13 protein-coding genes and 1 tRNA gene are annotated in these 14,979 nt (G+C 69.8%); 6 read left to right on the forward strand and 8 right to left on the reverse strand.

The window, feature by feature from the left end; translation table 11 throughout:
- Window positions 1–171 precede the first annotated feature (171 nt).
- Window positions 172–1,629, forward strand: a complete 1,458-nt coding sequence (gene pyk / locus IFT73_RS15475; protein ID WP_192168388.1) for a pyruvate kinase — start codon at window positions 172–174, stop codon at window positions 1,627–1,629.
- Between the two features lie 7 nt (window positions 1,630–1,636).
- Here the strand turns inward: pyk and IFT73_RS15480 are convergent, their stop codons facing one another.
- Entirely contained in the window at window positions 1,637–1,933 is a 297-nt protein-coding gene (locus IFT73_RS15480) for a hypothetical protein (protein WP_192168389.1), read from the reverse strand.
- A 113-nt stretch (window positions 1,934–2,046) separates the two neighbouring features.
- A tRNA-Leu gene (locus tag IFT73_RS15485) sits at window positions 2,047–2,129 on the reverse strand.
- A 32-nt stretch (window positions 2,130–2,161) separates the two neighbouring features.
- On the opposite strand from IFT73_RS15485, the gene IFT73_RS15490 reads away from it, so the two are divergent.
- The 3 genes from IFT73_RS15490 (at window position 2,162) to IFT73_RS15500 (ending at window position 5,332) form a co-directional block, all read left to right on the forward strand.
- Complete coding sequence (locus IFT73_RS15490; RefSeq protein WP_371811296.1) at window positions 2,162–2,797, forward strand: ANTAR domain-containing response regulator; 636 nt, start codon at window positions 2,162–2,164, stop codon at window positions 2,795–2,797.
- Between the two features lie 194 nt (window positions 2,798–2,991).
- Entirely contained in the window at window positions 2,992–4,248 is a 1,257-nt protein-coding gene (locus tag IFT73_RS15495) for an ABC transporter substrate-binding protein (RefSeq protein ID WP_371811297.1), read from the forward strand.
- A 166-nt stretch (window positions 4,249–4,414) separates the two neighbouring features.
- Window positions 4,415–5,332, forward strand: coding sequence for a hypothetical protein (locus tag IFT73_RS15500; protein WP_192168391.1), 918 nt, complete (start codon window positions 4,415–4,417; stop codon window positions 5,330–5,332).
- 77 nt (window positions 5,333–5,409) lie between these two features.
- Here IFT73_RS15500 and IFT73_RS15505 read toward each other — a convergent pair whose 3' ends face one another.
- The 5 genes from IFT73_RS15505 to IFT73_RS15525 all read right to left on the reverse strand — a co-directional run bounded on the left by IFT73_RS15505 (window position 5,410) and on the right by IFT73_RS15525 (window position 10,332).
- On the reverse strand, window positions 5,410–6,192 hold the full coding sequence (locus tag IFT73_RS15505; RefSeq protein WP_192168392.1) for an ABC transporter ATP-binding protein: 783 nt from the start codon (window positions 6,190–6,192) through the stop codon (window positions 5,410–5,412).
- Window positions 6,189–7,106 (reverse strand): ABC transporter ATP-binding protein, encoded by a 918-nt coding sequence (locus IFT73_RS15510; RefSeq protein WP_056609217.1) that lies wholly within the window; start codon window positions 7,104–7,106, stop codon window positions 6,189–6,191. The genes IFT73_RS15505 and IFT73_RS15510 overlap by 4 nt, the downstream gene beginning before the upstream one ends.
- The gene (locus IFT73_RS15515; protein WP_056609215.1) at window positions 7,096–8,091 is read right to left on the reverse strand and encodes a branched-chain amino acid ABC transporter permease; all 996 of its coding nucleotides are present in this window, start codon (window positions 8,089–8,091) and stop codon (window positions 7,096–7,098) included. The genes IFT73_RS15510 and IFT73_RS15515 overlap by 11 nt, the downstream gene beginning before the upstream one ends.
- Before the next feature lie 10 nt (window positions 8,092–8,101).
- Entirely contained in the window at window positions 8,102–9,403 is a 1,302-nt protein-coding gene (locus tag IFT73_RS15520) for a branched-chain amino acid ABC transporter permease (protein WP_192168393.1), read from the reverse strand.
- A gap of 179 nt (window positions 9,404–9,582) precedes the next feature.
- Window positions 9,583–10,332 carry a DUF554 domain-containing protein gene (locus tag IFT73_RS15525; protein WP_192168394.1) on the reverse strand — a complete coding sequence of 250 codons (750 nt, stop codon included), beginning with the start codon at window positions 10,330–10,332 and terminating at the stop codon, window positions 9,583–9,585.
- A 117-nt stretch (window positions 10,333–10,449) separates the two neighbouring features.
- Here IFT73_RS15525 and IFT73_RS15530 point away from each other — a divergent pair, with 117 nt between their 5' ends.
- Together IFT73_RS15530 and polA are read left to right on the forward strand one after the other, a co-directional pair.
- A complete protein-coding gene (locus IFT73_RS15530; protein WP_056609210.1) occupies window positions 10,450–11,067 on the forward strand; it encodes a GNAT family N-acetyltransferase in 618 nt (205 codons plus the stop codon).
- 35 nt (window positions 11,068–11,102) lie between these two features.
- Entirely contained in the window at window positions 11,103–13,772 is a 2,670-nt protein-coding gene (gene polA, locus IFT73_RS15535) for a DNA polymerase I (protein ID WP_192168395.1), read from the forward strand.
- Between the two features lie 7 nt (window positions 13,773–13,779).
- Here the strand turns inward: polA and IFT73_RS15540 are convergent, their stop codons facing one another.
- Window positions 13,780–14,973 (reverse strand): DUF4185 domain-containing protein, encoded by a 1,194-nt coding sequence (locus tag IFT73_RS15540; protein WP_192168396.1) that lies wholly within the window; start codon window positions 14,971–14,973, stop codon window positions 13,780–13,782.
- Between the last annotated feature and the right edge of the window lie 6 nt (window positions 14,974–14,979).

Consider the following 14,979-nt stretch of genomic DNA (forward strand, 5'->3'; position numbering starts at 1 on the left):
GGCCGTGGTTCACCACGGGGCCCCGGAGACCTGCGTCCGCCCACGGGAGACATCCCGTGGGCGGTCATGGTTCACGACGGGACCGTGGTGAACAGCGTTCACCTGAATTTGTTGTGTGAAACGACAAAAATGACTCGCGGGTAACCGCCCCCGCTGACTACTGTGGGGGACGTGAGAAGAGCCAAGATCGTCTGCACCCTGGGTCCCGCCGTCGGAAGCGCCTACAAGATCCTCAAGCTCGCCGAGGCCGGCATGGACGTCGCCCGCCTCAACATGAGCCACGGCGACCAGTCCGACCACGAGCAGAACTACGCGTGGGTCCGCGAGGCCGCCGACACGACGGGCAAGGCCATCGCGACGCTGGCCGACCTGCAGGGCCCCAAGATCCGTCTCGGACGCTTCGCCGAGGGCCCGGTCCACCTCGAGGCCGGCGCGACCTTCACCATCACGATCGACGACATCCAGGGCGACCAGCACCGCTGCTCGACGACGTACAAGGGCCTGCCGGGCGACGTCAGCCCCGGCGACGAGATCCTGATCGACGACGGTCGCATGCGCTTCCGCGCGACCGAGGTCACCGCCACCGACGTGACGTGCCTGGTCGAGACGACCGGCACGATCAGCAACAACAAGGGCATCAACCTGCCCGGCGTCATGGTCAGCGTCCCCGCCATGAGCGAGAAGGACATCGACGACCTGCGCTTCGCGCTGCACCTCGGCGTCGACTTCATCGCCCTGTCGTTCGTCCGCTCGGCCGACGACTACGACGACGTCCGCAAGATCATGGACGAGGAGGGCATCGTCCGTCCCGTCATCGCCAAGATCGAGAAGCCGCAGGCCGTCGACAACCTCGACGGCATCATGGACGCCTTCGACGGCGTCATGGTCGCGCGCGGCGACCTCGGCGTCGAGCTGCCCCTCGAGGACGTCCCGATCGTCCAGAAGCTCATCGTCGAGAAGGCCCGTCGCAACGCCAAGCCCGTCATCGTCGCGACGCAGATGCTGGAGTCGATGATCTCGGCGCCGCGGCCCACCCGTGCCGAGGCGTCCGACGTCGCGAACGCCGTGCTCGACGGCGCCGACGCCGTCATGCTGTCGGGCGAGACCAGCGTGGGGGAGTACCCCATCCACACGGTCCACACGATGGCCCGCATCGTGGAGTCCACCGAGGACCACGGTCTGCCGCGCATGGCCGCGTTCACGTGGAAGGCCCGCACCAAGAGCGGCATCATCTGCCGCGCCGCGTCCGAGGTCGCCGAGTCGGTCGACGCGCGCTACGTCGTCGCCTTCACGACCAGCGGCGACTCCGCGCGGCGCATGACGCGGTACCGCTCGCGCGTGCCCGTCGTGGCCTTCACGCCCGACCCGCTCGTGCGCAACCAGCTGGCGCTGAGCTGGGGCATCGAGACGTTCACGGTGCCCGAGGTCAAGCACACCGACGACATGGTGCTCCAGGTCGACCGCGCGCTGCTCGAGATCGAGCGCTGCACCGAGGGCCAGCAGGTCGTCATCGTCGCCGGGAGCCCCCCGGGCATCCCCGGCTCGACCAACGCGCTGCGCATCCACAACATGGGCGACGCGATCAACGGCGTCGTGCCGGCCTACACCGAGCCGCAGCGCGACGCCTGATCCCCGCTCACCCCGGACCCGCCTGGACGTGCCGCCCCTTCGGCGCACGACCACGGCGGGTCCCGGCCGTCGTGGACGCTACGCCCACGATGCCGGCGGGCAGATCGGCCTCCGCGATCGGCTCCCAGTCGTCCGACTGGCGGATCTCGGCCCCCAGCAGCGGGTTGTGCACCCACATGCCCGAGGCGGCGTCGAAGAACGAGGGCGAGCCGTGCCGCGAGATGCGGGCCACCTCGGTGTGGCCACCGTCGGTCCGCAGGACGAAGTAACGCGTGCGTCGACGGGACCTGCGTCCGGCTGCCATGTGACCCCTTGGGTCTCCCACCCACCACGAGTGTGCGGGACGTCGGGGCCTGGCGCCAGGCAAGCGACCCATGTGTCGCGGCGCGCTGCGTGCGCGGCCCTCGATGTCACGGGTGCCGAGTGCGGGACTCGAACCCGCACGCCCTCTCGGACAACGGTTTTTGAGACCGTCGCGTCTACCATTCCGCCAACTCGGCTCGCCCCGTTCGAGGCCGTATAACCTTCTCATGTGAACGACCACCACGAGCCATCGGCACCGGCCGCGCAGACGTCACCCGCCCCGCGTGTCGTGATCGCCGAGGACGAGGCGCTGATCCGGCTCGACCTGGCCGAGATGCTCGCCGAGGAGGGCTACGACGTCGTCGGGCAGGCCGGCGACGGCGAACGGGCCGTCGCGCTCGTCACGCAGCTGCGCCCCGACCTGGTCGTGATGGACGTCAAGATGCCCAAGCTCGACGGCATCGCCGCCGCGGCCCTGATTGCGCAGGAGCGCATCGCGCCGGTCGTCATGCTGACGGCGTTCAGCCAGCGCGACCTGGTCGAGCGCGCCCGTCAGTCCGGCGCCATGGCGTACCTCGTCAAGCCGTTCACGAAGTCCGACCTCGTCCCCGCGATCGAGATGGCACGCAGCCGCTTCGCCGAGATCGCGGCGCTCGAGCGCGAGGTCGGCGACCTGGCCGAGCAGCTCGAGACCCGCAAGACCGTCGAGCGCGCGAAGGGCCTGCTGCAGGCGTCCCTCGACATCAGCGAGCCGGAGGCGTTCCGCTGGATCCAGCGCACCGCGATGGACCTGCGCCTGACGATGCTGCAGGTCGCCCAGGGCGTCATCGACCACGGTCCGACGCTGGCCGGACCGACCGACTGAGCGTCGTCCGGCCGCCGCGGCACGTCGCGGGTTACAAATTGGCTACTTAACCGCCGGCTCACACAACCTTGACCCAAATGACCCCGGGAAGAACTAGGTTCAGGGTTATCACAGGCTCCCTGGCGCGGCCACGGGCTTTCTACCCATCCGGAGGATTGATGAAACGCAGTACCACAACGATTCGCCTCGCTGCTGTGGCAGCTGCCAGCGCTCTCGTGCTCGCAGCCTGCGGTGGCGGCAGCGACAGTGATGGTGGCTCGGACGACTCGTCGGCAGCTGCTCCCGCCGCCAAGGGCGACGGCACCCTGACGATCGGCTCGCTCCTTCCGCAGACCGGCAGCCTCGCCTTCCTCGGCCCCCCGGAGTTCGCGGGCGTCGACCTGGCCATCAACGATATCAACGCCGCCGGTGGCGTGCTCGGCAAGGACGTCGTGGGCGTCAAGGCCGACTCCGGCGACACCGACTCGGGCATCGCCCCGGCCGAGACCGACAAGCTGCTCAAGGCCAAGTCCGACGTCATCGTCGGTGCCGCCTCGTCCGGCGTGTCGCTGACCGTCATCGACAAGATCATGTCGGCCGGCACCATCCAGTACTCGCCCGCCAACACGTCGACGTCGTTCGACGAGGGTGACTACTCCAAGCCCGACCTGTACTTCCGCACGGCGCCGTCCGACATCCTCCAGGGTGCCGTGCTCGCCAACCTGCTGATCGAGGACGGACGCCAGAACGTCGCGATCCTGGCTCGCCAGGACGCGTACGGCGAGACCCTGGCCAAGGAGATCTCGAAGAACCTCGAGGCCGCCGGCTCGACCGTCGCCGCCAACGTGCTCTACAGCGAGAAGACCGGTCCGGGCGACAGCCAGATCACCGAGATCGCGGACGCCAAGGCCGACGCCGTCGTGCTCGTCGCGTTCGAGGAGACCACCACGATCGTCCCGAAGCTGATCCAGGCCGGAGCCGGCCCGCAGGACGTCCCGACGTACTTCGTCGACGGCAACACGGCCAACTACGGCGAGGGCGACGCGGCGTCGCTGCCCGACGGCACGCTCGAGGGCACCAAGGGCACCATCCCCGGTGCCGAGGCGACCTCGGACTTCAAGGATCGTCTGGCCACGGTCAACCCCGACCTGAAGGACTACTCCTACTCGGCCGAGTCCTACGACGCCGTGATCACGTCGGCGCTGGCCGCCATCGTGGCCGACAGCGACTCGGGCGAGGCCATCGCCAAGGAGCTGCCGGGCGTCACCGAGGGTGGCGAGAAGTGCACGACGTTCGAGGAGTGCGCTGCGCTGCTCAAGGACGACCCGAAGACCGACATCGACTACGACGGTGTCTCGGGTCCGATCGAGCTCGGCGAGACGGGCAGCCCGACGGCCGCCTCGATCGGCATCTACGAGTACGACGCGAAGAACAAGATCAGCCCGGTCAAGTACATCGCCGGCAACATCTGATCGACCGACCACGCTGATCTGATCAGCAGGGTCACGAGGGCCCCGGTGCTTCGGCACCGGGGCCCTTCCGCGTCCCCCTCCGCCGACGAGTCACCCACGCCCGGTGACGCGCCACCTGTGGACGGGCGGGTGGACGGCGAGGAGCCGCACGCGCTGCGATGTCGCCATGTCGGACGTCGAGATGTTCCACGGCGGGCAGCCCTTCCTGCACCGCGACCACGTCGAGCTGGGCCTGTCGCGAGCCGAGTTCCGGGCTCGTCTGGGTGCGGGCGACCTCGTGCGGCTCGTCGGTGGCGTCTACGCCGACGCCCGGGCCGACGACTCCCGTGAGCTGCGCGTGCAGGCCGCCCGTCTCGTCGTCCCGGAGCACGCCGTCGTGTGCGACGAGACCGCCGCATGGCTGTGGGGCGTCGACGCCCATCGTCCCGGCGACCGCCACCGCTTCACGCCGCGCTGGGTCGTCCCGCACGGACGGGGCCGGACACGGCTCGCGGGTGTCGACTGCCGCCAGGCGCTGCTGGACGACGAAGACGTCACCGACCTGGGCGGACTCCGGCTGACGACGCCCGTGCGCACGACGTCCGACCTGCTGCGCAAGCAGTGGAGGCCGTACGCCCTCTCCTCGGCCGACGCGATGGCGGCCGCGGGTCTCGTGCGGCCCATGGACGTCCGGCAGTACCTCACCGGGCTCAAGGGATATCGCGGCATCCGGCAGGCACGCGTGCTCGCCCGTCACATCGAGCCGCGGTCGGCGAGCCCGGGGGAGTCGTGGACCCGGCTCCGTCTCCTGGACGCCGGGTTCCCGACGCCGACGGCGCAGCTCGAGGTGGTCGACGCCTCGGGCGTGACGCGGTTCCTCGACCTGGCCTACCGGCGCCGCAGGATCGGCGTCGAGTTCGACGGACGCGAGTTCCACACGGCCGAGGCCGACCTCGACCACGACGCCGACCGGCGTGAGCTGATCCGGGCGGTCGGGTTCCGCATCGTCGTCACCCGGCGCGAGCAGGTCTTCGGCACCGACACCTCGTTCGAGGACGAGGTGGGTGCACTGCTCGGGATGACGCCCATCGCCCGGTGGTGGTGAGTGACTCGCCACCGGGCGACGGTGACTCCTCGCCGGGCGACAGCGACTCGTCGGCGGGCGTCAGTGACTCGTCGGCGTCAGTCCTGGTCCTGGCCCAGGGTGCCGAGGTAGAGCTCGATGACGCGGGGGTCGTTCGACAGCGACTTGCCGGTGCCGGAGTACGCCGTCGTGCCGTGGTCGAGGACGTAGCCTCGGTCGCAGATCTGCAGGCAGCGGCGGGCGTTCTGCTCGACCATGATGACCGAGACGCCGGCCTTGTTGATGTTGCGCGTCTGGACGAAGACCTCGTCCTGCAGCACGGGGGACAGGCCGGCGGACGGCTCGTCGAGCAGCAGCACCGAGGGGTCCATCATGAGCGCGCGGCCCATCGCGACCATCTGGCGCTCACCGCCCGACAGCTGCCCCGCCCGCTGCTTGCGACGCTCGCCGAGCCGCGGGAACAGGTCGGTCACGAAGTCGAACCGCTCCTGGAACTTCTTGGGCTCCTGGTAGCAGCCCATCTCGAGGTTCTCCTCGATCGTCAGGCTCGGGAACACGTTCTCGGTCTGCGGCACGAAGCCGATGCCCTTGGTGACGAGCTGGTCGGCGCGCTGGTTGGTGATGTCGCCGTCCTTGAGGGTCACGGTGCCCTCGTGGATCTTGACCAGGCCGAACAGCGCCTTGAGCAGCGTCGACTTGCCGGCGCCGTTGGGGCCGATGATGCCGACGAGCTCGCCGGGCTGGCAGTACAGGTCGGCACCGTTCAGGATGTTGACGCCCGGCAGGTAGCCCGCGATCAGGTTGTCGGCCCGCAGGACGGCTCCGTCGGCGTGCGCGACGTGCTTGTCGCGCTCCGACGTCGGGGTGGGTGTCTCGGTCATGACTTGTTCTCCTCCGCCTCGGCGTCGAGCTCGGCGTCCGCCTCGGCCTCGAGGTCCGCGACGTCGATCTCGGTGATGTCGGTGTCGTGGTGGGCGCCGAGGTAGGCGTCGATCACGCGCTGGTCGGCCATGACGGACTGCGGCGTCCCCTCGGCCACGATCTGGCCCTGGGCCATCACGATGACCCAGTCGGAGATGTCGCGCACCATGTCCATGTCGTGCTCGACGAACAGGACCGTGCGGCCCTCGTCGCGCAGCGACTTCACGTGCCCGAGCAGCGACTGCTTGAGCGCCGGGTTCACGCCGGCCATGGGCTCGTCGAGCATGATCAGCTCGGGGTCGACCATGAGGGCGCGGGCCATCTCGAGCAGCTTGCGCTGACCGCCCGACAGGGAGCCGGCGAAGTCCTCGCGCTTGGCGTCGAGCTTGAAGCGGGCGAGCAGGTCGTCGGCGCGGACGGTGTTGGCGTCCTCCTGCGAGCTCCACAGCGACTTGAACGCGGCCGAGAAGAACTTCTCGCCCCGCTGGCCGGTCGCGCCGAGCCGCATGTTCTCGATGACCGTGAGCTTCGAGAGCACCTTGGTCAGCTGGAACGTGCGGACCATGCCGCGACGGGCGACCTTGTAGGCCGGCACCTTCGCGAGCGACTTGCCGTTGAAGGCCCAGTCGCCCTCGTCGGGCTCGTCGAAGCCCGTCAGCAGGTTGAACAGGGTCGTCTTGCCGGCACCGTTGGGACCGATCAGGGCGGTGATGACACCGCGCTGGATCTCGATGTGCTCGACGTCGACGGCCTTCAGGCCGCCGAACGTGCGGGTGATGTTGCTGCCCTTGACGATCGGGTCGGGCTTGGCGGCACCTGGTTCGTTCGAGACGTTCGCCAGAGCGGCGCGGGCCTCACTGAGTTCAACGGCCATCGATTGCAATCTCCCTTCGGTCTCCGAAGATCCCCTGTGGGCGGAAGATCATCAGGAGCATGAGGCCCAGTCCCAGAAGGATGAACCGGATGAGGCTGGCCTGGGTGTTGGTCATGAGCCACTCGGGCAGCAGCGGGTCGGCGCCGCTGGTGGCCTGGCTGAAGAACGAGCCGATTCCCGCGATGAGGAACCAGAAGATCATCGAGCCGACGACGGGTCCGAGGACGCGCGCCGCACCACCGATCAGCAGCGCCGCGTAGGCGTAGAACGTGAACGTCGTGTTGAAGTCGGTCGGCACCGCCGAGCCCTGCTTCAGGATGTGGAAGATGCCGGCGATGCCACCGAACACACCACCGAGCACGAGCGCCTGCATCTTGTACGCGAAGACGTTCTTGCCGAGCGACCGTACGGCGTCCTCGTCCTCGCGGATCGACTTGAGCACGCGGCCCCAGGGGCTGCGCATCAGGGCGAACACGAGCAGCGAGCTGATCGCGACGAGCGTCCACCCGACCGTGATCGACCAGAGGTCGTTGCGGCTGAACGAGACGATGCCGAGGTCGACGCCGTCGCCGTACGGGTTGAGCCGCTGGTAGGTGCCGGCGAAGCCGTTGAGCCCGTTGGACCCGCCGAACGTGTCCTTGAACTCGACCGCGCCGAAGATCAGGCGCAGGATCTCCGACGTCGCGATCGTGACGATCGCGAGGTAGTCGGCGCGCAGGCGCAGCGTCGGGATGCCGAGCACGAGGGCCAGCACGACCGCCGCGATCATGCCGACGACGATGCCGAGCCAGAAGGGCATGTCCCAGGTCACGACCGTGACGGCGAGGCCGAAGGCCGCGATCGACATGAAGCCGGCCTGACCGAAGTTGAGCAGTCCGGTGTAGCCGAAGTGCACGTTGAGCCCGATCGCCGCGAGGGCGAAGACGATGGCCTGGGGGCCGAGAGCCGCGGAGAACGCGGCGTCGATGATGGTTCCGAAGTCCATGATGCGCGCCCTATCCGATTCGCTGGGCTTTGCCGAGGATGCCTTGCGGCCTGACGAGGAGGATCAGGATCAGCACCACGAGGGCGCCGACCTCCTTGATCGACGCGGGGACGCCGAACACCGGTCCGAGCTCGACCATGAGTCCGATGATCAGCGAGCCGATGAGTGCTCCCCAGATCGTTCCGAGGCCACCGAGGGTGACACCGGCGAAGACGAGCAGGAGGAGGTTGAAGCCCATCTGGAAGTTGACCTGCTGCTGGACCGCGAGCAGGACGCCCGCCAGGCCCGTCAGCGCGGTGCCGAGCACCCACACGGCCGAGATGACGCCATCGACCCGCATGCCCGACGAGGCGGACAGGGCCGGGTTGTCGGACACCGCGCGCATCGCCTTGCCGAGGCGCGTGCGCATCAGGGCGATGCACGTGACCAGCAGCGTCGCGACCGAGACCAGCACGATCGCGATCTCCTTGTGCGACAGGTCGATCGGGCCGTAGCTGTCACGGCCCTGGACGACGTACTGCGAGAGCGTGCGGGTCGAGCCGCCGAAGCCGTACTGGTAGATGCTGCGCAGGAACAGCGCGAGGCCGATCGAGACGATCATCATCGCGATCAGGCCCGTGCCGCGGTTGCGCAGCGGCCGCCACAGACCGCGGTCCTGCAGGAAGCCGAAGGCGGCCGAGACGAGCACCGCCAGGACGCCGGCGACCACCACCGGCAGCCCGAAGCCGCGGTTGAAGACGTAGGTCGCGATGGCGCCGAACGTGATGAGCTCGCCGTGCGCGAAGTTCGTCAGGCCGGTCGTGCCGAAGATCAGCGACAGGCCGAGCGCGGCCAGGGCGATCAGCAGGCCGGCGATGATGCCCGAGCGGGTGCCGTCGACGATCTTGCTGCCGAGCGAGGCCTCCTCGACGACGACGGCGCCGATCTGGAACTGCACGAAGTTGGACGAGGCGAGCTTGACCTGGACGGTCTTGACCGTCTCGCCCGAGCCGCTGAGCTCGACGCCCTTGGGCAGCGTCTTGGGGTCGAGCTCGACGACGTACGTGCCGTTGCCCTCGATCCCGATGCTGACGCGACCCTTGGAGTCGGTGGTCTGGGTGCCCACCTCGGCGCCCGAGCGGCTGTCCTTCAGCACCGTGAGCGAGACCCCGGGGACGGGCGAGGGCTTGCCCTCACCCCCCTTGAGGTCGAGCAGCGTGACGGTGATGTTGGCACCCGGGACGATCGGGTTGTCCGCGGCCGGCGCGGAGCCGGCGGGGGCCGTGGGGGTGGGCGTTGCCTGGGCGAGCGCAGGGCTGGGGGCGAGGAGCATGAGGACTCCCGCCACCGCTGCGAGTAGGGCCGCGAGTCGCAATCGCACGCGTGTACTCCTGTCGGCGTTCAAGGGGTGGTGCTGAGTGAACTTCGGACTATAGACGCATGTCGGAGTCATTCGTGGGTCGAACGAACCGAATCAGGTAACAGTTGGGTTTCGGTCGTTCTGGTCGTGAATCAGCGGGTCGCGATGACGATCTGGCACAGGATCGGTGCCGCCACGAGGGCCGGCAGCAGGTCGGCGACCGCGAAGGCGCGCAGGTCGAGCAGCCGGATCGCGACGCCGACGAGGATCAGCCCGCCCGTCGCGGTCAGGGCCGCGAGGTGGGCGTCGGGCAGGAACGAGCCCAGCAGGACGCCCACGAGCGTCAGCGATCCCTGGATCAGCCCGACCGACAGCGCCGACGCCATGACACCGATGCCGAACGAGGCCGCGAAGGCCAGGGCCGCGAAGCCGTCGAGCGTCGACTTCAGCAGCAGCTGGTCGGCGCCGTTGCCGAGGCCCTCGTTGAGCGAGCCGAGGATCGTCAACGGCCCGACGCAGAAGACCAGAGAGCTGATGACGAATCCCTCGACGAACCGCTCGCGGGCCTCGCCGTCCGTCCCGCCGCGCGTCAGGCGGGTCTGCAACCAGCCGCCGAGACCCTCGAGCCGCTCCTCCAGCCGCAGGGCGGCGCCGACGATGCCGCCGACCACGAGGGCCCCGAGGACGATCAAGGTCGGGGCGCTGTCGCCGACGGCGTCCGACAGGACGGGGTCGGAGACCGCGAGGGCCGACTGCGCCGCGATGAGCAGCGTGACCAGTCCGAGGGCCGAGGTGACGGTCGTGCGCACGTGGGGGCTCAGCCGGTGCCCCACGAGCATCCCGAGGCCCGATCCGACCAGGACGGTCGCGACGTTCGTGACGGTCCCGAACCCGACGAACATGTATGGTCTCCCTGCCGGTTGAGCATTCAACCGGACGCGGTGCCCCGGCTCAGCGCGTAGTGTGTCATCCAGCTCGGCCCCCGTCACGGGAGCGCCCAGGACGAGAGGCAGAACGGCATGTCGGCTCGACCCCACATCGTCCTGCGTGACGCTGACCGCGAGGACGCCAGCGCGCTGGTGGCGCTCTGGGCCGAGTGCGTCGGTGCGAGCCAGGACGAGGGCTCGGAGGCATTCACCCAGCAGGCGCTGTGGCGCGAGCCGGGTGTCGCGGAGGCGGCGTCCGCCCTCGAGCTGGCGCTGGGCCGCCCCGACAAGCGCATCATCGTGGCGCTCGTCGACGGCGAGATCATCGGCGCGACGGTCTGCGACGTCACCACGCTGACGCCGATCACCCTGACGCGCGTGCTGGTCGTGACCGAGATCCAGGTGTCGCCGCGCTTCCGGCGCCGGTCGGTCGCCTCGACGCTGCTGTCGGCCGCCGCGAGCCACGGCGAGGACCACAACTGCGAGATCGTCGTCGCGGCGATCCCCGTCCACTCGCGCGAGCCCCACCGCTACCTGACCAAGATCGGCTTCAACCAGATCGCGGTACTGCGCGCGATCCAGTCGAGCAAGCTGCGGTCGCGCCTGACGACCAAGGCCACCAACTCGCGCGACACCGGCAAGCTCATCGCGGTCCGGCGCACCCTGCGGCGTCGCCAAGGTCAGTCCCGCGCGACCCGCCCCCGGGGCTGAGGCAGCTGTCGGCACCGACGACTAGAGTCGTGCGGGTGGACCGCCTCCTGCTGATCGACGGCCATTCGGTCGCCTACCGTGCCTTCTTCGCCCTGCCCGTCGACAACTTCGCGACGACGACCGGGCAGCACACCAATGCCGTCTTCGGCTTCACGTCGATGCTGATCAACGTGCTGCGCGACGAGACCCCGACGCACGTGGCCGTGGCCTTCGACGTCTCGCGCCAGACCTTCCGCCTCGAGCAGTACCCCGACTACAAGGGCAACCGCTCGAAGTCGCCCCAGGAGTTCACGGGGCAGATCCCGTTGATCAAGCAGGTGCTCGACGCGCTGCACATCCAGACGTTCGAGAAGGACGGCTTCGAGGCCGACGACATCATCGGCACGCTCGCGACGCAGGCCGAGGCCGCGGGCATGGAGGTGCTGATCTGCACGGGCGACCGCGACGCCCTGCAGCTCGTGACCGACCGCACCACGGTGCTCTACCCGCGCAAGGGCGTCTCCGACCTCGCCCGCATGACGCCCGACGCCGTGCGCGACAAGTACGGCGTCGCGCCGGCCAACTACCCCGACATCGCGGCGATGGTCGGCGAGACCAGCGACAACCTGCCCGGCGTGCCGGGGGTCGGACCCAAGACCGCCGCCAAGTGGCTCGGACAGTTCGGCTCGCTCGACGAGATCGTCGCCAAGGTCGACCAGATCCCCGGCAAGGCCGGCGAGTCGATGCGCGCCCACCTCGACGACGTCATCCGCAACCGCAGCATCAACGCCCTGATCCGTGACCTCGACCTGCCGGCGGGCCCGGCCGATCTCGCCTTCACGACCGAGTGGGACCGCGACGCGATCCACACGGTCTTCGACGCGCTCGAGTTCGCGGCGCTGCGCACGCGCCTGTTCGAGTACCTCGGCGGCGGCGACGAGCACGTCGCCGGCGACGCCGCCGTCGCGATCGACGTCTCCGTGCTGGGCGGTGGCCAGGTGCAGACGTGGCTCGACGAGCACGCGGCCGATCCGACCGCCGCCGTGGGCCTCGACGTCTCCGGCGTGCTGCGCCCGGTCGGCGCGCGGGCCGACGCGCTGGCGCTCGCGACGTCCGACGGTGCCGCGGCGTGGATCGACTCCACGACGATCGAGCCGGCCGACGACGCCGCCCTGGGCGCCTGGCTGGCCGACGCCGCGCGACCGAAGGTGCTGCACGACGCCAAGGGCCAGATGCACGCCCTGCAGGCCCAGGGCTGGGCGCTGGCGGGGGTGCGGGCCGACACCGCGCTGGCCACCTACCTGGTCAAGCCCGACCAGCGGTCGTACGACCTGGCCGACCTGTCGCTGCGCTACCTCAAGCGCGAGCTGGGCGTCGGTGGCGACTCCGGCCAGCTCGCGTTCGACGACGACTCGGCCGGCGCCGAGACCGCCGCGCAGCGTGCCCGGGCGACGCTCGACCTGTGGGCCGTGCTCGAGACCGAGCTCGAGGAGCAGGCGTCGCTGACGCTGCTGCGCGACCTCGAGCTGCCGCTGGTCGACGTCCTGGCCCGCATGGAGTCGCGCGGCATCGGCGTCGACACGGCCCACCTCGAGGCCCTGCACGCCGAGTTCACCGAGCGCATGCTCGCCGCGGCACAGGGGGCGTACGACGCGATCGGCCGCGAGGTCAACCTCGGCTCGCCGAAGCAGCTGCAGGAGGTGCTGTTCGACCAGCTCGAGATGCCCAAGACGAAGAAGACCAAGACGGGCTGGACGACCGACGCCGAGGCCCTGCAGCAGCTGTTCGTCAAGACCGAGCACCCGTTCCTGGCCTCGCTGCTGGCGCACCGCGACGTCACCCGGCTGCGGCAGACCGTCGAGGGGCTGCAGAAGACCGTGCAGGCCGACGACCGCATCCACACGACGTACGCGCAGACCATCGCGGCGACCGGTCGGCTGAGCTCGGCCGACCCGAACCTGCAGAACATCCCGATCCGCACCGAGTCGGGCCGCCGCATCCGCGAGGCGTTCTGCGTCCGCGACGGGTTCGACACCCTGCTGACGGCCGACTACAGCCAGATCGAGATGCGCATCATGGCGCACCTGTCCGAGGACGCCGACCTCATCGAGGCGTTCCGCTCGGGGCACGACTTCCACACCGTCATGGCGGCCAAGGTCTTCGAGCGCGATCCGTCCGACATCGACGGCGGGCTGCGCGCGCGCATCAAGGCGATGAACTACGGGTTGGCCTACGGCCTGTCGTCGTACGGGCTGAGCCAGCAGCTCAGCATCACGACGGGCGAGGCGCAGCGGCTGATGGACGACTACTTCGAGACGTTCGGCGGCGTGCGCGACTACCTGCGCGGGCTGGTCGACGAGGCCCGGCAGACCGGCTACACCGAGACCATCATGGGTCGGCGTCGTTACCTGCCCGATCTGCAGAGCGACAACCGCCAGCGGCGCGAGATGGCCGAGCGCATGGCGCTCAACGCCCCGATCCAGGGCTCGGCCGCCGACATCATCAAGGTCGCGATGCTCGGTGTCGAGCGTGCCCTCGACGAGGCGGGTCTGACGTCACGCATGCTGCTGCAGGTGCACGACGAGCTGGTGCTCGAGGTCACCGACGCCGAGCGCGAGCAGGTCGAGGCGCTCGTGCGCGAGCAGATGGCCTCGGCCGCCGATCTGTCGGTGGCGCTCGACGTATCGGTCGGCGTGGGCCGCACGTGGCACGACGCGGGCCACTGACCCGTCGTCAGTCGACCGGCAGCGGCACCCGCAGGAAGCGCGGGCGGTACAGGAACGGATTGGCGTCGACCTTCGACAGGTCGGAGTCGTTCTGGCTGTACGACACGATGACGCTGTCCTTGCGGGGCAGCAGGTCGGGGTGGGCCAGCGGCATGTATCGCAGCGTGCCCGCGCGGGTGTCGGACGGGATCTGGGCGACGGGCTCGCCGGCGACGAACGGCCCGGTGGGCCCCGGCGACGACCAGATCACCAGGTCGGTGCCGAGGAACTCGTCGCGCTTGCTGACGGCGTACCAGCGTCCGTCACGCTCGAAGACGCTCAGGGTCTGCGAGACGCCGCCGTCGGCGTCGATCACGGCAGCCGCCCGGTTCGCGTCGGACTGCCACCGGTCACCGTCCCAGTACTGCCACCTCGACGCGTCGAGCAGGTCGTCGGGGCGCACGCGGGCGACGTGCAGCGAGAAGCCGAACACGAGCTTCTCGTCCGGTCGTGCGGTGCCGTAGACGTAGACCCAGCCGTCGTGGACCGCGCTCGCTGCGCCCCACGTGGGGCGACGGGGATCGGTGCTGTCGGGGCCCATGTCCTGGACCTCGACGAGCTGGGGCGTGCGACCGCGCACGACCGCGAACACCGCGATCGCGGGGCCGAGGTTCTCGAACGCCAGCGCCCCGTCGGGGACCGCGGCACCCCGCACGCGCTGCAGGCCGACGCCGACCAGGTCGTACCCGGTCCGCTTGATCGTCGCGATCGACATGGGCCAGTAGCCCACGCCGTCGTCGCGGTCGGGCACGAGGGCCCCGTGGTCGGCGGGCAGGACGACGTTGGCGCACGAGTCGTCGAACACCAGCATCGAGTTGCGGACGAAGCGCTGGCCGTCGAAGTCGGCGGAGCGGAGGGTGTCGCCGAAGACCCACAGGCGCCGGCCGTCCTGCAGCTGCGCGTCGGCGCCGACGTCGGCACCCTGGAACTCCTGACCACCCCGCATGCCGGTGGCGAGGCGGTCGAGGTCCTGGGCGGTGCGCAGCTTCTCGAACGGCAGGCAGGACGTCTCGGTCGCCGGCCGGGCGTCGGCGGCAGCGGCGGGCCCGGGATCGCGGGCGACGGCAGCGGCGCCGAAGGCCAGCACCGTCACCGGCAGCGTCAGCAGCACGACGCGCAGCCGCCAGGGGAGCCGCTCGCCGAGTGAGGTCGTGGTCTTCATGCTGGG

It is taken from the genome of Aeromicrobium sp. CFBP 8757, assembly GCF_014841755.1.
Lineage (GTDB): Bacteria > Actinomycetota > Actinomycetes > Propionibacteriales > Nocardioidaceae > Aeromicrobium.